General features: G+C 43.7%; 23 protein-coding genes. 20 read left to right on the top strand and 3 right to left on the bottom strand.

The annotated features are described in order from the left end of the window. The first annotated feature begins 53 nt into the window (after window positions 1–53). From efp to nusB, 3 genes are read left to right on the top strand one after another with little or no spacing between them, the layout of a single operon-like run. A complete protein-coding gene (efp, locus tag PW252_RS09375) occupies window positions 54–611 on the top strand; it encodes an elongation factor P (protein ID WP_029998462.1) in 558 nt (185 codons plus the stop codon). A gap of 26 nt (window positions 612–637) precedes the next feature. Then, window positions 638–1030 carry an Asp23/Gls24 family envelope stress response protein gene (locus PW252_RS09370; RefSeq protein WP_029174634.1) on the top strand — a complete coding sequence of 131 codons (393 nt, stop codon included), beginning with the start codon at window positions 638–640 and terminating at the stop codon, window positions 1028–1030. Further along, on the top strand, window positions 1020–1439 hold the full coding sequence (gene nusB, locus PW252_RS09365; RefSeq protein ID WP_172050671.1) for a transcription antitermination factor NusB: 420 nt from the start codon (window positions 1020–1022) through the stop codon (window positions 1437–1439). Before PW252_RS09370 ends, nusB begins: the two co-directional genes overlap by 11 nt. A gap of 69 nt (window positions 1440–1508) precedes the next feature. On the opposite strand, the gene PW252_RS09360 is transcribed toward nusB, so the two are convergent. Together PW252_RS09360 and PW252_RS09355 are read right to left on the bottom strand one after the other, a co-directional pair. Further along, entirely contained in the window at window positions 1509–2474 is a 966-nt protein-coding gene (locus tag PW252_RS09360) for a LacI family DNA-binding transcriptional regulator (protein WP_248049852.1), read from the bottom strand. Further along, window positions 2455–3909 (bottom strand): sucrose-6-phosphate hydrolase, encoded by a 1455-nt coding sequence (locus PW252_RS09355; protein ID WP_248049849.1) that lies wholly within the window; start codon window positions 3907–3909, stop codon window positions 2455–2457. The genes PW252_RS09360 and PW252_RS09355 overlap by 20 nt, the downstream gene beginning before the upstream one ends. 204 nt (window positions 3910–4113) lie before the next feature. On the opposite strand from PW252_RS09355, the gene PW252_RS09350 reads away from it, so the two are divergent. The 5 genes from PW252_RS09350 to alr all read left to right on the top strand — a co-directional run bounded on the left by PW252_RS09350 (window position 4114) and on the right by alr (window position 11256). Further along, window positions 4114–5991 (top strand): sucrose-specific PTS transporter subunit IIBC, encoded by a 1878-nt coding sequence (locus tag PW252_RS09350; RefSeq protein ID WP_248049847.1) that lies wholly within the window; start codon window positions 4114–4116, stop codon window positions 5989–5991. Window positions 5992–6184: 193 nt separating this feature from the next. Further along, window positions 6185–7066 carry a fructokinase ScrK gene (gene scrK, locus PW252_RS09345; protein ID WP_248049845.1) on the top strand — a complete coding sequence of 294 codons (882 nt, stop codon included), beginning with the start codon at window positions 6185–6187 and terminating at the stop codon, window positions 7064–7066. A 126-nt stretch (window positions 7067–7192) separates the two neighbouring features. Further along, window positions 7193–9718, top strand: a complete 2526-nt coding sequence (gene secA, locus PW252_RS09340; RefSeq protein ID WP_248049841.1) for a preprotein translocase subunit SecA — start codon at window positions 7193–7195, stop codon at window positions 9716–9718. A gap of 82 nt (window positions 9719–9800) precedes the next feature. After that, entirely contained in the window at window positions 9801–10160 is a 360-nt protein-coding gene (gene acpS, locus PW252_RS09335) for a holo-ACP synthase (protein WP_105125164.1), read from the top strand. Next, complete coding sequence (alr, locus tag PW252_RS09330) at window positions 10153–11256, top strand: alanine racemase (protein ID WP_248049838.1); 1104 nt, start codon at window positions 10153–10155, stop codon at window positions 11254–11256. Before acpS ends, alr begins: the two co-directional genes overlap by 8 nt. Window positions 11257–11295: 39 nt before the next feature. Here the strand turns inward: alr and PW252_RS09325 are convergent, their stop codons facing one another. Further along, window positions 11296–12651, bottom strand: a complete 1356-nt coding sequence (locus tag PW252_RS09325; protein ID WP_248049835.1) for an aspartate kinase — start codon at window positions 12649–12651, stop codon at window positions 11296–11298. A gap of 174 nt (window positions 12652–12825) precedes the next feature. On the opposite strand from PW252_RS09325, the gene PW252_RS09320 reads away from it, so the two are divergent. The 12 genes from PW252_RS09320 to PW252_RS09265 all read left to right on the top strand — a co-directional run bounded on the left by PW252_RS09320 (window position 12826) and on the right by PW252_RS09265 (window position 23077). Further along, complete coding sequence (locus tag PW252_RS09320) at window positions 12826–13467, top strand: HAD family hydrolase (protein WP_248049834.1); 642 nt, start codon at window positions 12826–12828, stop codon at window positions 13465–13467. A 156-nt stretch (window positions 13468–13623) separates the two neighbouring features. After that, the gene (locus PW252_RS09315; RefSeq protein ID WP_248049833.1) at window positions 13624–14415 is read left to right on the top strand and encodes an enoyl-CoA hydratase; all 792 of its coding nucleotides are present in this window, start codon (window positions 13624–13626) and stop codon (window positions 14413–14415) included. 79 nt (window positions 14416–14494) lie between these two features. After that, on the top strand, window positions 14495–14929 hold the full coding sequence (gene fabT, locus PW252_RS09310) for a fatty acid biosynthesis transcriptional regulator FabT (protein WP_172091922.1): 435 nt from the start codon (window positions 14495–14497) through the stop codon (window positions 14927–14929). Beyond that, window positions 14926–15903, top strand: a complete 978-nt coding sequence (locus tag PW252_RS09305; protein WP_248049832.1) for a beta-ketoacyl-ACP synthase III — start codon at window positions 14926–14928, stop codon at window positions 15901–15903. Before fabT ends, PW252_RS09305 begins: the two co-directional genes overlap by 4 nt. Window positions 15904–15960: 57 nt before the next feature. After that, window positions 15961–16185 (top strand): acyl carrier protein, encoded by a 225-nt coding sequence (locus PW252_RS09300; RefSeq protein WP_105148826.1) that lies wholly within the window; start codon window positions 15961–15963, stop codon window positions 16183–16185. Between the two features lie 167 nt (window positions 16186–16352). Beyond that, a complete protein-coding gene (gene fabK / locus PW252_RS09295; protein WP_248049831.1) occupies window positions 16353–17318 on the top strand; it encodes an enoyl-[acyl-carrier-protein] reductase FabK in 966 nt (321 codons plus the stop codon). Between the two features lies 1 nt (window position 17319). Next, a complete protein-coding gene (fabD, locus tag PW252_RS09290; protein WP_248049830.1) occupies window positions 17320–18240 on the top strand; it encodes an ACP S-malonyltransferase in 921 nt (306 codons plus the stop codon). Window positions 18241–18249: 9 nt separating this feature from the next. Then, window positions 18250–18984, top strand: coding sequence for a 3-oxoacyl-[acyl-carrier-protein] reductase (gene fabG / locus PW252_RS09285; protein ID WP_248049828.1), 735 nt, complete (start codon window positions 18250–18252; stop codon window positions 18982–18984). Window positions 18985–19278: 294 nt separating this feature from the next. Next, complete coding sequence (gene fabF, locus PW252_RS09280; RefSeq protein ID WP_248049826.1) at window positions 19279–20514, top strand: beta-ketoacyl-ACP synthase II; 1236 nt, start codon at window positions 19279–19281, stop codon at window positions 20512–20514. Further along, window positions 20515–20991: an acetyl-CoA carboxylase biotin carboxyl carrier protein gene (gene accB / locus PW252_RS09275; RefSeq protein WP_248049824.1), complete on the top strand. Its 477-nt coding sequence runs from the start codon at window positions 20515–20517 to the stop codon at window positions 20989–20991. Beyond that, complete coding sequence (fabZ, locus tag PW252_RS09270; protein WP_248049821.1) at window positions 20988–21410, top strand: 3-hydroxyacyl-ACP dehydratase FabZ; 423 nt, start codon at window positions 20988–20990, stop codon at window positions 21408–21410. The genes accB and fabZ overlap by 4 nt, the downstream gene beginning before the upstream one ends. Before the next feature lie 293 nt (window positions 21411–21703). Then, window positions 21704–23077: an acetyl-CoA carboxylase biotin carboxylase subunit gene (locus PW252_RS09265; protein ID WP_248049818.1), complete on the top strand. Its 1374-nt coding sequence runs from the start codon at window positions 21704–21706 to the stop codon at window positions 23075–23077. Window positions 23078–23085: the final 8 nt, after the last annotated feature.

Here is a 23085-nt window from a genome sequence, read left to right as displayed (position 1 = left end):
GTTTATGGTAAAATAAAACGAATAAATAAAATTTTGAAGAGGTATTCAATACAATGATTGAAGCAAGTAAACTTAGAGCAGGTATGACCTTCGAAGCGGAAGGTAAATTGATTAAAGTTTTGGAAGCTAGCCACCACAAGCCAGGTAAGGGTAACACCATCATGCGTATGAAATTGCGTGACGTGCGTACGGGTTCAACTTTCGATACAACTTACCGTCCAGATGAAAAATTTGAACAAGCCATTATCGAAACAGTTCCAGCACAATACCTTTACCAAATGGATGATACAGCTTTCTTCATGAACACTGAAACTTACGACCAGTATGAAATTCCAGTAGCTACAATCAAAGAAGAATTGCTCTACATTTTGGAAAACTCAGACGTTAAAATCCAGTTCTACGGAACAGAGGTAATCGGCGTGACTGTACCAACAACAGTTGAATTGGTTGTAGCAGAAACACAGCCATCTATCAAAGGTGCGACTGTTACAGGTTCAGGTAAACCTGCTACTATGGAAACAGGTTTGGTGGTTAACGTTCCAGACTTCATCGAAGCAGGTCAAAAACTGGTTATCAACACAGCAGAGGGAACTTACGTATCACGCGCTTAAGGGTTTCCTCCTAGAAAGGAGAGTTTATGACAACAGAATACCAAGGTGAAATCGTCATTGCACCACGCGTTCTTGAAGTGATTACAGGTATTGCGGCAGCCAAAGTGGAAGGGGTACATTCTCTTCACAACAAACGTGTGGCAGATACTTGGTCAAAATCTTCCTTAAATAAAGGTGTTTACCTTCAAACTGACGACGAAGGAAAAGTAACAGCAGACATCTATGTTTACCTAGAGTACGGTGTTAATGTTCCAGCTGTATCTATGGATATTCAACGTGCAGTTAAAACAGCTATTTATAACTATGCAGAAGTTGAAGTGACTGCTGTCAATATTCATGTCAACGGCATTGTTCCAGATAAAACACCAAAACCAGCCTTGAAAGATTTGTTCGGAGAGGATTTCCTTGATGAAGAATAACAGACACGCCCTGCGTAAGTGTGCTTTGCAGGCAATCGTATCACTGGAATTTGGTCAAGAACCTGTACAGGCAGCCCAATTCTCCTATCTTTACGACCAAGAAGAAGAGCAAGAAGGTGTTGAAATTCCGCTTTTCCTTCTAAATCTTGTCAATGGTGTGGCAGATTATCGTGAGGATTTGGACAAGGAATTATCTAGCCGACTAAAAGCAGGTTGGACCTTGGACCGATTGACCTTGATTGATAAGAATATCATGCGTTTAGGTCTATTTGAAATCTTGCATTTCGAAGAAACACCAGACCGTGTAGCTGTCAATGAGGCTATCGAACTAGCCAAAGAATTCTCAGATGAATCCTCAGCCAAATTTATCAATGGTGTTTTGAGCAAATTTGTAAAAGAAGAAGCCTAAGTGGTTTCTCCTTTTATTTTTGACCAAACAAAAAGAACAGTACCCGACCGATGTCAAGTACTGTTCTTTTTATATACTGCCCCCTGCTAGTAGTGATACTGGCAAGATATAATTATGTTTGCTTAATTCCTTACCCTCAATTTTCTCAATCAATAAGTCAACCATTAGTTTTGCAATATCCTCTAGGGGTTGCTTAATCGTTGTCAGTTGGGGATAGAAGTTTTCAATAAAGTGGGTTCCATCATAACCGATGAGTTTTAGCTCCTGTGGAATGGACAGGTTGAGCGAACGTGCCACATTCCAGACCAACATAGCAGTAGCATCACCAGACACGAAAATACCATCTGGTTGATGTTTTTCAATAATCGTACGGATTTCCATTTCTTTTCTAACGGGAGAGAAATCACTGGAAACGTGGTAGACTATGGCATCTGGTAAGATGGAGAGGAAGCCTAATTGGCGAAGTCCAGTCGGTGAGTTGGAATCGTCATTACCAGAAATCATAATAGGTCGCTGGCAACCAGCCTTTTTCAATGTTTTGGCAGCAAGTACACCGCCAGCATGGTTGTCAGATGAAACGACAGGGATTGACGGTGACAGGTTGCGGTCGAAGGCTATGATGGGAGCAGACACTCGATCATAATCCTTGATACCCAAGTTATGACTACCTGAAATGATCCCATCCACCTGGTTGGCAGCTAACATTTCCAAGTATTCTCTTTCCTTTTCGGATTCATGTTGGCTATTGCAAATAATTGTCTTGTAACCACGGTTGAAGAGTTGGCTTTCCAAATGGCTAATTAACTCGGCATAGAATATATTGTTGATATTAGGGAAAATCAAACCAACTAGCTTGGCAGACTTACCTTGCAAACTACGAGCTAAGTTATTAGGCTTGTAGCCTAGTTCTCGCATGGCTTCTTCAACTTTACGGACCGTTTTTTCCGATAAGTAGCCCTTTTTATTGATAACACGAGAAACCGTTGTCGGGCTAACTCCAGCAAGCTGGGCGACATCAGTTAGTTTTGCGACCATAATCTAAATGGTAGTAGGTTCCAGTCGGATTACCAGCAGTGATGGCGATACCATTTTGATCTGCATGAGGGAAGATACGACCAGAAAATACTTTTTCTCCTTTATTGATGAAAATTTCAAAGACTGATTTGTCAATGAAGATATTGGCAGTTAATGCAGCTGCCTCAATAGCACATGAGCGACTTGTACCGAAATCTAAAGCAAATGGCTGGCCACAATGTTCACGGTCCACTGTAATCTGTCCCTTCTCTGTATCGACAGTCAAGACAAGACCCTGATTGTCTTTATTTGTGAATAGAACGATTTCATGCTTGGTGCCTGCTGAAAAATCAAGTTCCAATTCATAAACATTATTGGTTTCTTTTTGGGCTGAAAATGGCTGAGCTTCTTTACGCAGGCTTGTAATGGCTTCAACAGGGTATTGGTAAAGCTTACCGTCCTTGATAGTCAATTCTTTAACCAATGACAAGCAGCCTTGGTAATCATAAGCATCAGTTGGGTATTCCACATCTGGAAGAGCCAACCAGCTGACTGACAAGGTGCGACCATCTGGAGCGTTGAAGGCTTGTGTTGCGTAGCACTCAAATCCGTAGTCTAAGTTGATCAATTCACTTGGTTCAACAATGGTTGCTGTTTCAGGGTCAAAACTTTGTCCAATTTTATACATGTTTGGATAGATATTGCCGTAGTCCAAGACTTCTTTGTCCAACCCTTGTGGGCAGTAGAGAAGGATTGGTTGTTCACCGACGAAAGCAATATTTGGACATTCCATCATGTAGGCCGTCATATCATTGGCAAAATCCAAGTCACCGACCAAGGTCCAGTTGAGGTAGTCATTGTTTTCAGCTTTATAAAGTTTGACAATCCCTTTTTTGTCCAAGTTTTGTCCGCCGACAATGGCATAATATTGGCCTTTGTAGTTGAAGATTTGCGGATCGCGGAAGTGATCAGTTGTGTCTTCGGGTTGGTCAATCAAGATTTTGTCAATCTTTTCAATTTTGCCATCTTTGTCCATCAAGGCACCAATTTGGTAAGGGTGGCGGATCCAGTTTTCATCGCGGACATTTCCTGTATAGAAGAGGAAGAGTTTGTCACCAAATTCCATAGCAGAACCAGAGTAGGCCCCGTGGCTATCAAGTGGTGTATCGGGATACATAACCGTACCAGTTTCTTCAAAGTGCACCAAGTCCGTTGATTCAGTATGTACCCATGATTTTAAGCCGTGTGCAGCACCAAATGGGAAATACTGGTAGAAGAGAGTCCATTTTCCGTTGAAATATGAAAAGCCATTTGGATCGTTTAACAGACCATGAGGCGTTTCAATGTGGAAGTTGGTTCTCCAAGGAGAACTCTCCGTATTCTTTTTGATTTTTTCAATGTATTCTGGCGTCCAGTCAGCATAAGCTCTGTAACGTTCTTCGGTAGTAAAGGTCATACTATCTCCAATTTTATCTAATATTTCAATTATTATAGTAAACGTTTTCTTGTGAAAAATCAAGCTTTTTACAATGATTATTGGAATTTTTTAAAAAATTCTGCAAAACGTTTGACATATTTTGTAAAAGTGATATAATTAAACCATCGAAAGCGTGAAAACACTTTCAAAAAACAAAAAATAATTTAAGGAGATTTTTGCAAGATGAACAATACTGAAATTGCAAAAAAAGTCATTGACGCCCTTGGCGGACGTGAGAATGTACGCAGTGTTGCCCACTGTGCGACTCGCCTTCGTGTAATGGTTGTTGATGAAGGAAAAATCGACAAGGATACAGTCGAAAATATCGAAAAAGTACAAGGTGCTTTCTTCAACTCTGGTCAATACCAAATCATCTTTGGTACTGGTACAGTTAACAAAATCTACGATGAAGTTGTTGCCCTTGGTTTGCCAACTGCTACAACTGGTGAGCAAAAAGCAGAAGCAGCAGCTCAAGGAAATGCTTTCCAACGTGCGATCCGTACTTTCGGTGACGTATTCGTTCCAATCATCCCTGCTATCGTAGCAACTGGTCTTTTCATGGGTCTTCGTGGTCTTCTTGGGGCGCTTGGTTACACACTTCCTGAAGATTTGAACGTTTACTCACAAATCTTGACAGATACAGCCTTCATCGTATTACCAGCCTTGGTAGTATGGTCAACATTCCGCGTATTCGGTGGGAACCAAACAATCGGTATTGTACTCGGTATGATGCTGATTGCTGGTCAATTACCAAACGCTTGGGTTGTAGCATCAGGTGGCGATGTGAAACCAACTATCTTCTTTGGTTTCATCCCAGTTGTTGGTTTGCAAGGTTCAGTATTGCCAGCCTTCATCATCGGTTTAATCGGTGCTAAATTTGAAAAAGCTGTCCGCAAGGTTGTTCCAGAAGTTCTTGACCTCTTGGTAACACCATTCGTGACCTTGTTTGTAATGTCTATTCTTGGCTTGTTTGTCATCGGTCCAGTCTTCCACGTGGTTGAAAACTACATCTTAGCTGGTACACAAGCTATTTTGAACTTGCCGATGGGTCTTGGTGGTCTCCTTATCGGTGGTGTTCACCAAGTTATCGTTGTATCAGGTGTTCACCATATCTTCAACTTCTTGGAAGCTCAATTGGTAGCAAACACTGGTGCTAACCCATTCAACGCTATCATCACTGCAGCTATGACAGCACAAGGTGCTGCTACAGTAGCGGTTGGTGTGAAAACGAAGAATCCTAAATTGAAAGCTCTTGCTTTTCCAGCAGCTCTTTCTGCCTTCCTCGGTATTACTGAGCCAGCTATCTTCGGTGTGAACTTGCGTTTCCGTAAGCCATTCCTTCTTTCATTGATTGCTGGTGCTATCGGTGGTGCTTTCGCATCGATTCTTGGTCTTGCTGGTACAGGTATGGGTGTTACAATCATCCCAGGTATGACTTTGTACGCAGGTAACGGACAATTCTTCCAATATATCCTTATGGTAGCAGTATCATTTGCACTTGGTTTCGCTTTGACTTACTTCTTCGGTTATGAAGATGAGGAGAAAGACGTAAAAAAGCCTAATGCCTCTGTAGCAGCAGCTCCAACAGCACCTGTTGCAGAAGTGGCTGAAGAAACTCTTGTATCTCCACTTTCAGGTGACGTAGTTGCCCTTGAAAATGTGAATGACCCAGTCTTCTCTTCAGGAGCTATGGGTAAAGGTTTGGCAGTTAAGCCAACTGAAGGTGTTGTTTACGCACCAGCAGATGCAGAAGTAACAATCGCTTTTGAAACAGGTCACGCCTATGGCTTGAAAACAGCTTCAGGTGCAGAAATCTTGATCCACATCGGTATTGATACAGTATCAATGAATGGTAACGGATTTGAAAAATTGGTTGCAGCTGGCGACAAGGTGAAAGCTGGTACGCCACTTGCTAAATTCGATGCAGCGAAAATTGCTGAAGCTGGTCTTGATGATACAACTATGATCATCGTGACAAACACAGCAGACTTCACAGAAGTTTCACCACTTGCTGAGGGAACAATCGCTCACGGGGAAGACTTCTTGAAAGTTGCAAAATAATTCTAGACCTCCTCTTTGCTTTCATTACTTCGTTAACTCGCCTTGCCTAACTTCAGTTATGCCTGCGGCTCGTTGCCTAGTACTGAAAGTAAGATGAGAGCCTAGAAATAATATATCTAGGAAAAAGGCGGTAAGCCTTTTTCTTCTATTTCTATCTATGGTATAATGAAAAAAACAAAAAGGGAGAAAATTCATGACAAAATTATACGGAAGCCTTGAAGCTGGTGGAACGAAGTTTGTTTGTGCGGTTGGTGATGAGAATTTCCAAGTAATTGAAAAAACACAATTTCCAACCACAACGCCTTATGAAACTATTGAACGTACAGTTGAATTTTTCAAGCGTTATGAGGATCGTTTGGCAGGTATTGCCATTGGTTCTTTTGGTCCGATTGATATCGATCAAAATTCACAGACCTATGGCTACATTACTTCCACGCCAAAACCACACTGGTCAAACATTGACTTACTCGGTTTGATTGCTAAGGAATTCAATATTCCGTTCTATTTCACGACAGATGTTAACTCATCTGCCTATGGTGAAACCTTGGTTCGTAAGGGTGTTAAGAGCTTGGTTTATTACACCATCGGTACAGGTATCGGTGCTGGCGCTATCCAAAACGGTGAATTTATTGGAGGTTTGGGCCATACAGAAGCAGGTCATACTTATGTTGCTTTGCATCCATATGATGTCAAGCACGAGTTCAACGGCGTATGTCCCTTCCACAATGGCTGTTTGGAAGGCTTGGCGGCAGGTCCTTCACTTGAAGGCCGTACTGGCATCCGTGGTGAGTTGATTGAACTCAACTCAGATGTCTGGGATGTTCAAGCCTACTACATTGCTCAAGCAGCTGTTCAAGCAACTCTGCTATATCGTCCACAAGTCATTGTATTTGGTGGTGGGGTTATGGCCCAAGAACACATGCTCAACCGTGTGCGTGAGAAATTTGTTGGTTTGATGAATGATTACCTTCCAATACCAGATGTCAAAGAGTACATTGTAACCCCTGCAGTTGCTGAAAATGGTTCAGCTACACTTGGAAACTTTGCCTTGGCCAAACAAGTATCTGAAAAATAATGAAAAATCCGACTTGTTCGGATTTTTTTGTGTGCCTTTCTTGGATACAAGAGGGGAAATCTTGAAAATTAACTATTTTTTTGCTACAATAGATTATTGATTAAAACTTGAAATAGGATGAAATATATGTTAGCAAACAAACTTCGTTCTCTGATCGAAAATGACAAGGGAGAACAAAGAAAACTTGAAAGAATGGCAGATAAGGTTTTCTCTTATGCAGAAGAGATGGAAGCCCTGACTGACGAGCAATTACAAGCTAAGACCAATGAATTTAAAGAGCGATACAAAAACGGAGAGTCCTTGGATGACTTGTTATATGAAGCCTATGCGGTTGTGCGAGAGGCTGCAAAACGTGTCTTGGGACTTTATCCTTATAAGGTGCAGGTTATGGGGGGGATTGTTCTCCATAATGGTGATGTGCCAGAGATGCGTACAGGTGAAGGAAAAACCCTTACTGCGACCATGCCAGTTTATCTCAATGCTCTTTCAGGCGAAGGAGTACACGTTGTAACGGTAAACGAATACTTATCAACTCGTGATGCAACAGAGATGGGTGAGCTTTATTCTTGGCTAGGCTTGTCTGTGGGGATTAACCTCGCGGCTAAGTCACCTTTTGAAAAACGTGAAGCCTATAACTGTGACATTACCTATTCGACCAACTCTGAAATCGGTTTTGACTATCTTCGTGATAACATGGTTGTGCGTGCGGAAGATATGGTACAGCGTCCGCTCAACTATGCCTTGGTCGATGAGGTCGATTCTATCCTGATTGATGAAGCACGTACACCTTTGATTGTATCTGGTCCTCAGGGTTCAGAAACCAATCAGCTCTATTTCTTGGCGGATAAGTTGGTCAAATCCTTAAATAGCGAAGACTACATCATTGATGTACCATCTAAAACGATTGGTTTGTCAGACTCAGGGATTGACAAGGCTGAGAAATTCTTCAAGTTAGATAACTTGTATGATATTGAAAATGTAGCTATTACTCACTTCTTGGACAATGCACTTCGTGCCAACTATATCATGACCTACGATGTAGATTATCTTGTGAATGAAGAGCAAGAGGTTATGATTATCGATCCGTTTACGGGTCGTACCATGGAAGGTCGTCGTTATTCTGATGGACTTCACCAAGCCATTGAAGCCAAGGAAGGTGTACCGGTTCAAAATGAATCCAAGACTAGTGCCTCTATTACCTACCAGAACTTATTCCGTATGTATAAAAAACTAGCAGGAATGACTGGTACAGGTAAGACGGAAGAAGAGGAATTCCGCGAAATTTATAATATTCGTATTATTCCAATTCCAACCAACCGTCCTATCCAACGTATTGATCATGAAGACTTATTGTATCCAAGCTTGGAATATAAGTTCAATGCAGTAGTTGCGGATGTCAAACGCCGTTATGAAAAGGGCCAACCGGTTCTTGTGGGTACGGTGGCTGTGGAAACTTCTGACTATCTATCCCAACGTTTGGTCGCTGCGGGTATTCCTCATGAGGTATTGAATGCAAAAAACCATTACCGTGAGGCCCAAATTATTATGAATGCTGGTCAGCGCGGAGCTGTTACCATTGCGACTAACATGGCAGGTCGGGGTACAGACATTAAATTAGGACCTGGAGTGCTGGAACTAGGGGGGCTATGTGTTATCGGAACAGAGCGACATGAAAGTCGACGTATTGATAACCAGCTCCGTGGACGTGCAGGACGTCAAGGGGACAAGGGGGAATCTCAATTCTATCTCTCATTGGAAGACGATTTGATGAAGCGTTTTGGCTCGGAACGAATTAAGGCCTTTATGGAACGTATGAACTTGACTGAGGAAGAATCTGTTATTAAGTCTAAGATGTTGACTAGACAAGTTGAAGCAGCCCAAAAACGTGTTGAAGGAAATAACTATGATTCCCGTAAACAAGTTCTTCAATACGATGATGTCATGCGTGAGCAACGTGAGATTATATACAGTCAACGTCACGATGTCATTACAGCTGATCGAGATTTAGCTCCAGAAATTAAAGCCATGATCAAGCGTACCATTGAGCGCCAGGTGGAAGGTCATTTCTTGAGTTCTAAAGAAGAAGCAGTGGCAGCGATTGCTCAATTTGCACATGCTAATTTGGTTGAGGAAGGTAGTTTAAGTCTGGCTTATCTGGAGGATTTGAGTAAGCAGGAAATTATTGATGAACTCTATGAACGTGCCTTGTCAGTCTATGCTTCACAGGTTGAAAAATTACGTGATGAAGAGCGGGTTCGTGAGTTCCAAAAGGTCCTTATTCTCCGTGTAGTAGATAGCAAATGGACAGATCATATTGATTCCTTAGATCAGTTGCGTAATGCTGTTAGTTTGCGTGGTTACGCTCAAAACAATCCAATTGTTGAATACCAATCAGAAGCTTTTACTATGTTTAATGATATGATTGGTGCTATTGAGTTTGAGGTCACTCGTTTAATGATGAAGGCTCAAATCCACGATAATATTGAGCGTGAGCGTGCAAGACAAGAATCTCATACAACAGCAGTGAAAAATATTATTCCGGCGCAGTCTGCCATGGTGAAAGAACAAGTATCTTTCGAAGGCGTAGATCGAAATGCACCATGCCCATGTCAGTCTGGTAAGAAATTTAAAAATTGTCACGGCCGTAAATAGCAAAGAACAAAGGACTGGACGGCTGTCCAGTCCCTTTTCAATTGTTCCAAAGGATGAAATGTGAAAATGAGGCGAGGTTTCAATGATAGTTGGGCATGGTATTGACCTTCAAGAAATAGAGGCGATTGAGCGTGCTAGAAAGAAACATAATGATTTTCCCAAACGGATTTTAACAGAAAGAGAATTTGAACGCTATCAAGGGTTACAAGGTCGTCGCCAGTTGGAATATCTGGCGGGCCGTTGGGCCGCTAAAGAAGCTTTCGTTAAGGCTTTAGGTACTGGGATTGGCAAGGTTACTTTTCAAGATATTGACATTTCAAATGCTAGTAACGGTGCCCCTTGCTTAGTTTCTAGACATTTTTCAGGGAAAGTATGGTTGAGCATTAGTCATTCAGGGAATTTTGCCCAGGCTAGTGTTATTTTGGAGGAGAAAGATGATTGAGAGTGAACATCGCCCCACGCAAGTAGGTATTCATTTAGATGCTATCGTCGCTAATCTGGAAAAAGTGATGGGTGGTTTGCCAAATAAGACCGCGGCCTTCGCGGTTGTTAAGGCTAATGCTTATGGTCATGGGGCAGTTGCAGTAGCAAGGAAATTATCCAGTAAGGTAACTGGTTTTTGCGTATCTAACTTGGACGAGGCTTTAGAATTGCGTAGGGCAGGTATTGAAGATCCTATTTTGATTTTAGGTATTGTGCCTCCGAACTTCTTAGCCCTAGCTCATCAGTTAAATATTAGCGTGACAGTTGCCAGTTTAGAATGGCTGACCCAAGTAGCTAAGCTAGATTTGGATTTGGCTGGACTAGCAGTTCATTTAAAAATCGATACGGGTATGGGGCGAATTGGTTTTCGAAGTGAGGAGGAATTGCAACAGGCTCTGGATTTGTTAGATGATTTAGAGTTTGAGCTAGAAGGTATTTTTACCCATTTTGCAACAGCAGACGAGGTAGATGACAGGCAATTCCAAGAACAGTTGTCTAGCTTTAAAGCTTATTTGGCTCTCTTGCCACGTTTGCCACGCTGGGTTCATGCCAGCAATTCTGCGACCAGCATTTGGCATACAGACACTGTCTTTAATCTGGTTCGTCTGGGCAATATTCTCTACGGAATGAACCCAAGTGGGAGGACCCTAGAATTACCATTTTCGGTGGAGCCAGCCTTGTCCCTGGTTTCGGAAATTGTCCATGTCAAGCAGGTTCAGGCTGGAACTGTCATTGGTTATGGAGCTACTTATACTAGCCCAGAAACAGAGTGGATTGCCACCGTTCCGATTGGCTATGCGGATGGAATGGTGAGAAGTTTGCAAGGATTTCATGTTTTAGTCGATGGCAAACCTTGTGAAATAGTAGGTCGTATTTCGATGGATCAAATTACCATTCGCCTACCAGACTACTATCCAATTGGTGAAAGGGTTACCTTGATCGGGCAGGATAAAGAAAATAACATTAGCGTCCAAGATTGGGCAGACTATATTGGTACTATCAATTATGAGGTTGTCTGCCTATTAACTGACCGTTTGCCACGCTTTTTCGAATAAAAAAAACCATGCTAGGAAGTAATCTAGCATGGTTTTTACTTATTTCTCCTCAAAAAATGCATCGTAGAGGGCCTTGAGAGCCTTCTCTTTTTCTTCTGTTTTGACAACGAACATAACGGAAACTTCGCTGGCACCTTGCGAAATCATGGCCAGGTTGACATTTTGTTGAGAAAGTGCAGCCGTTGCAGTAGCAGTTACACCGACATGGCTCTTCATATTTTCACCAACAATCATGATGGTAGAGAGCCCATGTTCAATTTCTGCCTTATCAACTTCTAGTTTGGTCTTGAGTTGACGAAGGATTTCTTCCTCCTTGATAGGCGTTAACTCACGCTCGCGGAGAACGATAGATAGGTCATCAATACCAGTCGGCATATGTTCAAACCGTATATTGAGATCTTCAAGAATTTGCAGAACCTTGCGACCAAAACCAACTTCACGGTTCATCAGGTACTTAGACATATTGATACTTACGAAGTCATCATCTGCCGCAATACCAACAACAGGAACAGTTTCTTCAGTGTGTTTGTGAACAATGCGAGTGCCAGGATGACCAGGATTATTGGTATTTTTAATAACCAATGGAATGCGACCGCGATAGGCTGGAAGAAGAGCCTCATCATGGAGCACGGAGAAACCAGCATAGGCCAATTCGCGCATCTCACGATAAGTCAATTCCTTGATAGAATGTGGATTTTTTATAATACCAGGATGGGCAGCAAAGATGCCATCTACATCGGTAAAGTTTTCGTATAAATCGGCTTTAACACCAGCTGCTACGATAGACCCAGTGATGTCTGACCCTCCACGTGAGAAGGTACAAATTTGATTGTCAATCGTAACACCAAAGAAACCAGGGATAATCAAAATTTCATCTGAATTACGAAGTTCCTCGATTTTATCATAGCTGGATGGAAGAATTCGAGCGTTACCTGGTTCAGAGCTGACGATGATGCCAGCTTTTTTCGGATGAACATAGCGAGCTGGTAAGCCTTTAAAGGTGAAGTATTCGGCAATCAATTTTGCATTGTTATCTTCACCAGCAGCTAGGAAAGCATCATAGAGAAAATCGTTGTTTTCGATTGGCAAACTTGCTAAATCCTTGATGCTTTCAGCGATTTTTTTCATGCTTTTAGCTGTAAATCCAAGCTCATCAACCATTGCCTGATAGCGATTGATAATCCATTCTTGACTTGCAGTAACATCTTTTCCATGGATATAGTCCTTGTAGTACTTAATCAAGGCATCGGTAACCTTGGTATCTTCAGCGTTTCGTTTGCCAGGTGCTGAAACAACGACAAAGCGACGCTCAGGGTCTGATTGGACAATATTGAATACTTTTTCTAATTGACTAGCAGAAGCGAGAGAACTTCCGCCAAACTTAATCACTTTCATCTGTAACTCCTAGGATATTTTTTTCTATTATAGCAGAATAGTAAGGGATTGTCAGTACTTATAAGCAAATCTTATGGCTACTGATCTTTAAAACGAACAATTGCTCTCTCGAAAATTTTCTGAAAACAAAAAAACTTCCGCCTATGTTACAATAGATAGGAATAGGAGAAAGACATGGTAAAAGCAATTATTTTTGATATGGATGGTGTCCTGTTTGATACGGAAACGTTTTATTTTCAACGCCGAATTGATTTTCTAGCTACGAAGGGCTTATCAGTAGAGCACTTGGAACCATCTATTTTTGTTGGTGGAAGAGCCAGCCAAATGTGGAAGCGAATTTTAGCAGATGATTATGAAAATTGGGATGTGCCAGCCTTAGAAGCAGAATACCGGCTCTATAAGGAAGAACGTCCAACACCTTATGCTGAGCGCCTGTTTCCAGATGTAAGAGATAGTCTGGAGCGGTTAAAAAACAAGGGCCTCCCTTTGGTATTGGCGTCCAATACAGATGGAGCAGAGATTGAGCGTGCCTTGTCTGAGGCGGGAATTGCAACATACTTTGATCAAACTTTTTCGGGTATGGATTGTCAAGCACCAAAGCCACATCCAGCAGTGTATGAACAAGCAGTCCAAGCTTTAGGAGTGGATAAAAAGGATATTTTGGTCTTTGAAGACAGTTCCAAAGGGATAGCTGCAGCAAAAGCGGCAAATCTGACTGTCTGGGCTATTCGGGATCGGCATTACGGTATCGACCAGTCCCAAGCTGATAGGTTAGTAGATAGCTTAGGACAGGCAATGAATGACTTAGATGTTTAATAGAAAAAGTTGGTTTTGCCAGCTTTTTTTCGGATGTCACACTATATTTTTGGAAAAATAGTGACAAATTGCAAATCTGTGCTAGAATGAGATACAAGAGTTTGAAATTTGATATTCAAATGTTTTAACGATCAAATCATTTTCAAAGGAGAAGAGATGACCTACCAAACAATTTCCTATCAGGTAACAGGAAATCTTGCCGTTCTAACCTTTAATCGTCCCCATGTGGCTAATGGTTTTAACATCCCTATGTGTGAAGAAATTCTTGCTGCCATCGAAGAAACGGCTCAGAATGACCAAGTCCACTTTCTCCAGATAGCTGCTGCTGGACCTATATTCTCTGTTGGTGGTGATCTGGTAGAGATGAAGCGAGCAGTGGATGAGGATGATATTCCTTCCTTGGTCCGCATTGCGGAGCTGGTTAATGACATTTCCTTCGCCCTTAAACAACTTCCTAAAGTTGTCATTATGGTCACCGATGGTGCGGTGGCGGGTGCGGCAGCCAATATGGCAGTGGCGGCTGATTTTGTAATCTCCTCTACTAAGACTAAATTTATCCAAGCTTTTGTTGGTATTGGTCTTGCACCAGACGCGGGTGGAATTTTTCTGCTTAGTCGTGCTATTGGTGCCAATCGTGCCAGCCAGTTGGCTATGACTGGTGAAGGCTTATCTGCTGAGAAAGCCTTGGAATACGGTATCGTTTATAAGCTGGTTGAGCCAGAAAAGTTGGAAAAAACGGTTCAGCAGGTCCTTAAGAAACTCACGCGTGGATCTATCAACTCTTATGTTGCCATAAAGCAACTGGTCTGGGAAAGTCAATTCAAGGACTGGCAATCCTATCGCCGCTTAGAGTTGAACTTGCAAGAAAGCTTGGCTTTTAAAGAAGATTTTAAAGAAGGTGTTCGGGCCCACGCTGAGCGGAGAAGACCAGTATTCACAGGAAAATAATTTAATTTTTTAGAAAAAATATTTGACATTCAAATTATTTTGGCTTATACTTTGAATATCAAAGTAAAGGAGGCCTGTTTTGGAAGATTCAAAAATCAATGAATACCTGACCGCTATATTTAATAATGTGTTGGTGATTGAAGAAACAAGTCTTCGAGGTAGTCGTTTCAATGATATTTCTATTAAGGAAATGCATACCATTGACGTCATCGGTGAAATCGCTGGAGCGACGCCGAGCGATGTAGCTCGTACTTTGATGGTCACACTTGGTACGGTAACGACCAGTCTAAATAATTTAGAACGAAAAGGCTATGTTGAGCGAATTCGTTCCACTAAAGATAGACGGGTGGTTCATCTCTATTTGACCAAGAAAGGTCGTCTGGTCTATCGTTTGCACCGAAAATTTCATAATGAAATGGTCAAGCAGATTACAGACGGGATGGATGAGGCAGAATACCAAGTGATGAAAAAAGGGCTCTACAAACTCTATAATTTCTTGGAGGATTTGAAATGAGAACCTTCGCTAAAATCAGTCAGGTTGCCCACTATGTTCCTGAACGAATTGTGAGCAATGATGATTTAGCCCAAATCATGGATACCAGTGATGAGTGGATTGTTTCTAGGACAGGTATTCGACAACGACGAATTACAGTCGATGAGAATACCAGCGATTTAGCCAGTCGTGTTGCCCAAGACCTGCTAGACAAGTCAGGTATAGCTGCTGAAGCCATTGACTTCATCATCGTTGCTACCATTACACCAGATTCAGCTATGCCGTCAACGGCAGCTCGGGTTCAGGCTACAATCGGTGCCAAGAAGGCTTTTGCCTATGATCTCGTTGCAGCTTGTTCGGGCTTCGTATTCGCCCTGTCCACCGCCGACAAACTGATCTCCTCTGGTATCTACCAAAAGGGAATCGTGATTGGAGCAGAGGTCTTGTCCAAGACGGTTGACTGGACAGATCGTGGAACAGCGGTCTTGTTTGGGGATGGTGCTGGTGGCGTATTGCTGGAAGCTAGTCCTGAGCAGCATTTTCTAGCGGAAATCAATCGAACAGATGGCAGTCGTGGCCTTAGTTTAACTTCTGGTCAGACGGGCCTGCATTCTCCCTTTTCAAAAGAAGGAAGTAATCAGACCTATTTGCAGATGGATGGCAGAGCGATTTTCGAGTTTGCTGTTCGCGATGTGACCAAGACCATCGCAGAGCTACTAGACAGTCAGGGTTTGACTGGTGATGAGGTGGATTACTTCCTGCTTCATCAGGCAAATAGTCGGATTTTGGACAAGATGGCACGAAAGCTGGGTCTTGGCATTGAGAAATTTCCAGCCAATATGATGCACTATGGCAATACCAGTGCAGCTAGTATCCCTATTCTTTTATCAGAATGTGTGGAGGCAGGTAGTCTGCGCTTGGACGGTAGCCAAACGGTTGTATTGGCAGGATTTGGTGGCGGTCTGACTTGGGGAACGCTACTACTTAAACTTTAGTTAATTCCTTGCCTCTGGCAAGATTAAAAATATTTTTATATAAAAAGGAGCACTATCATGGCAGTATTTGAAAAAGTACAAGAAATTATCGTTGAAGAATTGGGTAAGGAAGCAGAAGAAGTAACCCTTACAACAACTTTTGAAGATTTAGATGCAGATTCATTGGATCTTTTCCAAGTTATCTCTGAAATCGAAGATGCGTTTGACATCCAAATCGACACAGAAGAAGGATTGACAACTGTAGGCGAATTGGTTGCTTACGTTGAAGAAAAAACTAAATAAGATTTCAAGAGAAAAGTGCTAGTGAGCATTTTTCTTTGGATAAGTAGTTTGATATTCAAAACATTGAAGCGTCAAACTAATTTTCAAGTGAGGGCTTTGCCCTCGCTTGTTTAGCTAATTGTTTGATGTTCAAATGATTAGCTAAGCAAATATAGATTGAGGGAAGTATGAAAACAAAGATTACAGAATTATTGAACATTGATTATCCGATTTTCCAAGGTGGTATGGCTTGGGTGGCTGATGGTGACTTGGCTGGTGCGGTTTCAAATGCTGGTGGTTTGGGTATCATCGGTGGAGGTAATGCTCCCAAGGAAGTTGTCAAGGCAAACATTGATAAAGTCAAGTCCATCACAGACAAACCTTTCGGTGTTAATATCATGCTTTTGTCGCCTTTTGCGGATGACATTGTTGACTTGGTCATCGAAGAAGGTGTCAAGGTGGTGACAACGGGAGCTGGGAACCCTGGAAAATACATGGAACGCTTGCACGCAGCTGGTATCATTGTGATTCCAGTAGTACCGAGTGTGGCTCTTGCTAAACGCATGGAAAAATTGGGAGTTGATGCCGTCATCGCAGAAGGGATGGAAGCAGGTGGCCATATCGGTAAATTGACAACTATGACCCTGGTTCGTCAGGTTGTGGATGCCGTATCTATTCCTGTGATTGCTGCAGGTGGTATTGCAGATGGTGCTGGTGCTGCTGCGGCCTTTATGTTGGGAGCAGAAGCTATTCAGGTGGGAACACGTTTTGTTGTAGCAAAAGAATCCAACGCCCACCCTGCCTATAAGGAAAAAGTCCTCAAGGCTAAGGATATTGACACAACAGTATCGGCATCCGTTGTAGGTCACTCGGTGCGTGCGATTAAGAACAAGCTTTCGACAGCCTATGCAGCTGCGGAAAAAGACTTCCTTGCTGGGAAAATTTCTGCAGAATCCATTGAAGAATTAGGTGCAGGTGCCCTTCGCAATGCCGTTGTTGATGGTGACGTGGTCAATGGTTCGGTTATGGCAGGTCAGATTGCTGGCTTGGTGACTAAAGAAGAAACCTGTGAAGAAATTTTGAAAGATTTATATTTTGGAGCTGCTAAGGTGATTCAGGAACAAGCGAGTCGCTGGGCTTCTGTTGGAGAATAAGATGACAAAAACAGCCTTTCTATTTGCAGGTCAAGGGGCTCAGACACTTGGTATGGCCCGTGACCTCTATGACACCTATCCCATTGTCAAGGAAACTTACGACCAGGCTAGTCAAATTCTGGGCTATGATGTGCGGGACTTAATTGACCATCAGGAAGACAAGCTCAACCAGACCCGCTATACCCAGCCTGCGATTTTGACAACCTCACTTGCCATTTATCGTTTGTTGGCTGAAAAAGGAATTGAGCCAGACATGGTGGCTGGTTTGTCCTTGGGAGAATACGCAGCCTTGGTTGCCTCAGGAGCTTTGGCCTTTGAAGACGCTATTGCCTTGATTGCTAAGCGTGGTGAGTTTATGGAGACGGCTGCGCCAGTAGGGACTGGTAAGATGGTCGCTGTCCTCAATGCAGATGTCAGCTTGATCGAAGAGGTCTGTTCATCAGTTACCTCTGGGATTGTTTCCCCTGCCAACTACAACACACCGGCCCAAATCGTTATCGGTGGTGAGGTCGTTGCTGTGGATGAGGCGGTGGAAGCCTTGAAGACGGCGGGCGTCAAACGCATGATTCCCCTCAACGTGTCGGGGCCTTTCCACACAGCTCTCTTGCGTCCAGCTTCGGAGCAATTGGTTCAAGCTCTGGAAGAGGTGGAGTTTGCAGACTTCCAAGTAGAATTAGTTGGCAATACGGAAGCCAAGGTCATGAGAAAAGAGGACATCAAGTCCCTCTTGACCCGTCAGGTTATGGAGCCTGTCCGTTTTTACGAGTCCATTGCAACCATGCAGGCGGCTGGTGTGACCAAGTTTATCGAAATCGGTCCAGGCAAGGTCTTAGCAGGCTTTATCAAGAAAATTGATAAGACAGCCGAGGTGGTGACAGTAGAAGATGTGGCAAGTCTAGAAGGCTTGTTGACTAGCCAATAAGGAGAAATCATGGAACTTACCAATAAAAATGTGTTTGTTACAGGTTCAAGTCGTGGAATTGGCTTGGCCATTGCCCATAAGTTTGCTAGCCTTGGTGCCAATGTGGTGCTAAATGGTCGTGGTCAGCTGGGGCAGGACTTGCTGGATAGCTTTTCAAGCTACGGTGTCAAAGTGGTGGCGATTTCAGGAGATATTTCCAGCTCGGCAGATGCCAAACGGATGGTGGCTGAGGCAGTTGAGGATCTTGGAAGTGTTGATATCTTGGTCAACAATGCAGGAATTACAAAAGATGGTATGGCCTTGCGAATGACGGAAGAAGATTTCGAGAGCGTTTTGAGTATCAATCTAACAGGGACCTTTAATATGACCCAGGCTGTTTTGAAACCGATGACCAAGGCACGTGAAGGGGCTATTATCAACCTTTCTAGTGTGGTCGGTTTGACAGGGAATGCTGGCCAGGCCAACTATGCTGCTTCTAAGGCAGGTGTGATCGGCTTTACAAAATCCATTGCTCGTGAAGTCGCTAGTCGCAATGTTCGTGTCAATGCTATCGCACCAGGCTTTATCCAGTCCGATATGACAGATGTTCTGTCTGATAAAATCAAGGATGCCATGTTGGGGCAAATTCCTATGAAACGCTTTGGCTTGACGGAAGAAGTAGCGGATGTAGCTGTGTTCTTGGCTAAGCAAGAATACCTAACTGGACAAGTGATTGCCATTGATGGTGGCTTGACCATGCAGTAATCCAGTCTTCCAGGTTTATCTTTTATTACTTCGACGAGCGAGGAAACTACGTTTCCAGATTTCCAGCTTCAAACAATCTATTGGATTGTTTGAACTCGCTTTGCCGTACTAACGGAGCGGTACTTACTATCGTAAGTACGATTTTCAATCTTCAATAGTCCACTGGACTATTGAAGCTGTCTGCGGCTTGTTGAAATGAACTTTGTTCGTAGTACTAAAAGCAAACTGAAAGACTGCAATGCCGCACTTTGAATTCAATATTGTTTTGTGTGTTGTTTTAAGAGAGGTTTGAAAATGACAAAACTAAATCGTGTAGTGGTGACAGGCTACGGTCTGACATCTCCAATTGGAAATACACCAGAAGAATTCTGGGATAGCCTGGTCAATGGCAAGATTGGTATCGGAAAGATTACCAAGTTTGACACTAGCCAATACACTGTCCATAATGCAGCGGAAATCAAGGATTTTCCATTTGACAAATACTTCGTTAAGAAAGATACCAACCGCTACGACAACTACTCCCTCTATGCTCTTTATGCGGCTCAAGAGGCAGTAACCAATGCTGGTCTGGATACAGAAGCCGTTGACAGCGACCGTTTCGGTGTTATCTTGTCAACAGGTATCGGTGGGATTTTGGAAATCGAGGAGCAGGTTGCTCGCATGAACGAAAAGGGACCAAAACGGATTCGTCCTATGGCACTTCCAAAAGCTCTTCCAAACATGGCGGCTGGAAATATTGCCATGCAGGTCGGTGCCAATGGTGTCTGCAAGTGTGTCATCACAGCCTGTGCTTCGTCAAATGATGCCTTGGGTGAAGCCTTCCGTGAAATCAAGTTTGGTTTCCAAGATGTTATGTTGGCAGGTGGTTCAGAAGCGGCGATTACTCCCTTTGCCATCGGTGGTTTCCAGGCTTTGACAGCTATGTCGACAACTGAGGATCCAAGTCGCGCTTCCATTCCTTTTGACAAGGACCGCAATGGTTTTGTCATGGGAGAAGGGGCTGCGGTCTTGGTCTTGGAAAGTTTGGAGCATGCAGAGGCGCGTGGGGCAACCATCTTGGCTGAAATCGTCGGCTATGGAAATACCTGCGATGCCCACCACATGACCTCTCCACACCCAGAAGGTTTGGGTGCTATCAAGGCTATGAAGTTGGCCATTTCAGAAGCAGGTTTGGAGCCAGCTGATATTGACTACATCAATGCCCATGGAACTTCGACACCGGCTAATGAAAAAGGGGAAAGTCAAGCTATCGTATCCGTCTTCGGCAAGAACACGCCAGTTTCTTCCACTAAGTCCTTCACTGGTCACTTGTTGGGTGCAGCGGGTGCCGTTGAAGCGGCGGCTGTTATTGAGGCCATGCGTCATTCTTACGCACCAAAGACAGCAGGTACGACAGAATTGTCTGACTACATTGAGGCGGATGTCATCTACGGTCAAGGCCGTGACATGGAAATCCGTCATGCCATTTCAAATACATTTGGCTTTGGAGGTCACAACTCGGTGATTGCCTTCAAGCGTTGGGAGGCCTAAGTGAATATTACAGAAATTAAGGACCTGATGAGTCAATTTGACCAGTCAAGTTTGCGAGAATTTTCATATAGCAATGCTGGGGAAACCTTGCATTTCAGTAAAAACCAGCAGGCGATAGCGGCTCCGAGTCCAATCGTAGAAGCTCCGCTTGCACCAGTAGCTCCTGCAAGCCCAGCCCCTGTGCCAGCAGTTGAAACCAGTGAGCCAGCTCCAGTAGAAGCCAGCTCAGCCCCTGCGGCAGAGGGTGCGGTAGTGGAAAGTCCACTTGTTGGTGTGGCCTATTTGTCACCAGCTCCTGACAAGTCAGCCTTTGTAGCAGTTGGTGATACGGTCAAAAAAGGGCAGACCCTCATGATTATCGAAGCCATGAAGGTCATGAACGAAGTGCCTGCTGACCGTGATGGTGTGGTCACAGAGATTTTAGTGGCCAACCAGGATGTTGTAGAATTTGGACAAGGATTGGTACGCATCAAATGATTGATATTTTGAAAATTAAAGAGGCTCTTCCTCATCGCTATCCTATGCTCTTGGTCGATCGTGTCCTTGAAGTATCAGAAGATGAGATTGTCGCCCTTAAAAATGTGACCATTAACGAGCCCTTCTTCAACGGGCATTTCCCAGACTACCCTGTTATGCCAGGCGTTCTCATCATGGAGGCCTTGGCACAAACCGCAGGTGTCTTGGAGTTGTCCAAGGAAGAAAACAAGGGCAAGCTGGTCTTTTATGCCGGCATGGACAAGGTCAAATTTAAGAAGCAAGTTGTACCTGGTGACCAGTTGATCATGACAGCTAAATTTGTCAAACGCCGGGGAACCATCGCAGTCGTTGAAGCAAAGGCAGAGGTGGACGGAAAATTGGCTGCGTATGGGGTGTTGACTTTTGCTATTGGGAAATAATACTCTTCGAAAATCAAACTCAGCCGTTGTTGACTTGATTTGATGAGTGTCAAGCTCCAGTGGAGCTTGACAGCCTGCTACCATAAGATAAGAAAGTAGCAGGAGTATATCTGCTCTTGGAGAAACGAACTTCGTTCGCTCTATCTCCAACCTCCAAAGGTTTCCCAAACCTTTGGAGCTAGCCTGATTTTGATTTTCATTGAGTATGAATCGGTCCGTTATTTTGCAAACTAGTTAAGGGCTGAGCTTGTGATAAATAATTATTCTATATTAAAAAGGAGATAGGATTCATCATGTTTGAGAAGATTTTGATTGCCAATCGTGGTGAGATTGCGGTGCGGATCATTCGTGCGGCCAGAGAGTTGGGGATTGCGACGGTGGCTGTCTATTCAGAGGCTGACAAGGAAGCCCTCCACACCATGTTGGCAGATGAGGCTGTCTGTATCGGACCAGCTCGTTCGACAGACTCCTATCTCAATATGCAGGCAGTCATCTCGGCGGCTGTTGTGACAGGTGCCCAGGCCATTCATCCTGGCTTTGGATTTTTGAGTGAAAACTCTAAATTCGCCACCCTCTGTGAAGAGGTCGGTATCAAATTTATCGGGCCTTCGGGGACAGTCATGGATACCATGGGCGATAAAATCAATGCACGGGCAGAGATGATTAAGGCCCAAGTCCCTGTCATTCCAGGATCAGACGGCGAAGTTTTGACCAGCCAAGAAGCTCTTGCAATCGCTGAGAAAATTGGCTACCCTGTCATGCTCAAGGCATCGGCAGGTGGTGGCGGTAAGGGAATTCGTAAGGTGGAAAAAGCCGAAGACCTAGTGCCAGCCTTCGAATCAGCTTCCAGCGAAGCCAAGGCAGCCTTTGGCAACGGAGCCATGTATATGGAGCGTGTTGTCTATCCAGCCCGGCATATCGAGGTGCAGATTTTAGCGGATCAACACGGCCATGTCATCCATCTGGGAGAACGGGACTGTTCCCTTCAACGCAACAACCAGAAGGTTTTGGAAGAAGCTCCGTCTATCGCCATTGGTCAGACCATGCGGAATCGGATCGGTCAAGCAGCGGTGCGGGCAGCCCAGTCTGTCGGCTATGAAAATGCGGGGACTATTGAGTTCCTCTTGGACGAAGCCAAGGGCGAATTTTACTTCATGGAAATGAACACACGGGTGCAGGTGGAACATCCTGTTACCGAATTTGTAACCGGTGTGGATATTGTCAAGGAGCAAATCAAGATTGCGGCTGGGCAGGAACTCAGTGTCCGCCAAGAAGATGTGAAGATTACTGGTCATGCCATTGAATGCCGCATCAATGCTGAAAATCCAGCCTTCAATTTTGCCCCAAGTCCAGGTAAGATTTCCAATCTCTACCTGCCAAGCGGTGGTGTTGGTTTGCGTGTGGATTCGGCAGTTTACCCTGGCTACACCATTCCGCCCTACTATGATTCGATGATAGCCAAGGTCATCGTGCATGGGGAAAATCGTTTTGAAGCCCTGATGAAGATGCAGCGAGCCCTCTATGAATTGGAAATTGACGGAGTGGTGACCAATACAGACTTCCAGCTGGACTTGATTTCCGACAAGCGTGTGGTAGCAGGTGACTATGATACTGCCTACCTCATGGAAGAATTTTTACCTCGCTATCAGGAAGAATTAAAAAAGTAAACTAGGAG

The organism is Streptococcus sp. 29887 (genome assembly GCF_032595075.1).
Lineage (GTDB): Bacteria > Bacillota > Bacilli > Lactobacillales > Streptococcaceae > Streptococcus > Streptococcus iners.
This window is presented reverse-complemented; position numbering and strand designations above follow the sequence as displayed.

What these genes read in the sequence shown, in the direction of transcription:
- efp (WP_029998462.1), top strand. Translation starts at nt 54, where the DNA reads ATGATTGAAGCAAGTAAACTTAGAGCAGGTATGACCTTCGAAGCGGAA.
- PW252_RS09370 (WP_029174634.1), top strand. Translation starts at nt 638, where the DNA reads ATGACAACAGAATACCAAGGTGAAATCGTCATTGCACCACGCGTTCTT.
- nusB (WP_172050671.1), top strand. Translation starts at nt 1,020, where the DNA reads ATGAAGAATAACAGACACGCCCTGCGTAAGTGTGCTTTGCAGGCAATC.
- PW252_RS09360 (WP_248049852.1), bottom strand. Translation starts at nt 2,474, where the DNA reads ATGGTCGCAAAACTAACTGATGTCGCCCAGCTTGCTGGAGTTAGCCCG.
- PW252_RS09355 (WP_248049849.1), bottom strand. Translation starts at nt 3,909, where the DNA reads ATGACCTTTACTACCGAAGAACGTTACAGAGCTTATGCTGACTGGACG.
- PW252_RS09350 (WP_248049847.1), top strand. Translation starts at nt 4,114, where the DNA reads ATGAACAATACTGAAATTGCAAAAAAAGTCATTGACGCCCTTGGCGGA.
- scrK (WP_248049845.1), top strand. Translation starts at nt 6,185, where the DNA reads ATGACAAAATTATACGGAAGCCTTGAAGCTGGTGGAACGAAGTTTGTT.
- secA (WP_248049841.1), top strand. Translation starts at nt 7,193, where the DNA reads ATGTTAGCAAACAAACTTCGTTCTCTGATCGAAAATGACAAGGGAGAA.
- acpS (WP_105125164.1), top strand. Translation starts at nt 9,801, where the DNA reads ATGATAGTTGGGCATGGTATTGACCTTCAAGAAATAGAGGCGATTGAG.
- alr (WP_248049838.1), top strand. Translation starts at nt 10,153, where the DNA reads ATGATTGAGAGTGAACATCGCCCCACGCAAGTAGGTATTCATTTAGAT.
- PW252_RS09325 (WP_248049835.1), bottom strand. Translation starts at nt 12,651, where the DNA reads ATGAAAGTGATTAAGTTTGGCGGAAGTTCTCTCGCTTCTGCTAGTCAA.
- PW252_RS09320 (WP_248049834.1), top strand. Translation starts at nt 12,826, where the DNA reads ATGGTAAAAGCAATTATTTTTGATATGGATGGTGTCCTGTTTGATACG.
- PW252_RS09315 (WP_248049833.1), top strand. Translation starts at nt 13,624, where the DNA reads ATGACCTACCAAACAATTTCCTATCAGGTAACAGGAAATCTTGCCGTT.
- PW252_RS09305 (WP_248049832.1), top strand. Translation starts at nt 14,926, where the DNA reads ATGAGAACCTTCGCTAAAATCAGTCAGGTTGCCCACTATGTTCCTGAA.
- PW252_RS09300 (WP_105148826.1), top strand. Translation starts at nt 15,961, where the DNA reads ATGGCAGTATTTGAAAAAGTACAAGAAATTATCGTTGAAGAATTGGGT.
- fabK (WP_248049831.1), top strand. Translation starts at nt 16,353, where the DNA reads ATGAAAACAAAGATTACAGAATTATTGAACATTGATTATCCGATTTTC.
- fabD (WP_248049830.1), top strand. Translation starts at nt 17,320, where the DNA reads ATGACAAAAACAGCCTTTCTATTTGCAGGTCAAGGGGCTCAGACACTT.
- fabG (WP_248049828.1), top strand. Translation starts at nt 18,250, where the DNA reads ATGGAACTTACCAATAAAAATGTGTTTGTTACAGGTTCAAGTCGTGGA.
- fabF (WP_248049826.1), top strand. Translation starts at nt 19,279, where the DNA reads ATGACAAAACTAAATCGTGTAGTGGTGACAGGCTACGGTCTGACATCT.
- fabZ (WP_248049821.1), top strand. Translation starts at nt 20,988, where the DNA reads ATGATTGATATTTTGAAAATTAAAGAGGCTCTTCCTCATCGCTATCCT.
- PW252_RS09265 (WP_248049818.1), top strand. Translation starts at nt 21,704, where the DNA reads ATGTTTGAGAAGATTTTGATTGCCAATCGTGGTGAGATTGCGGTGCGG.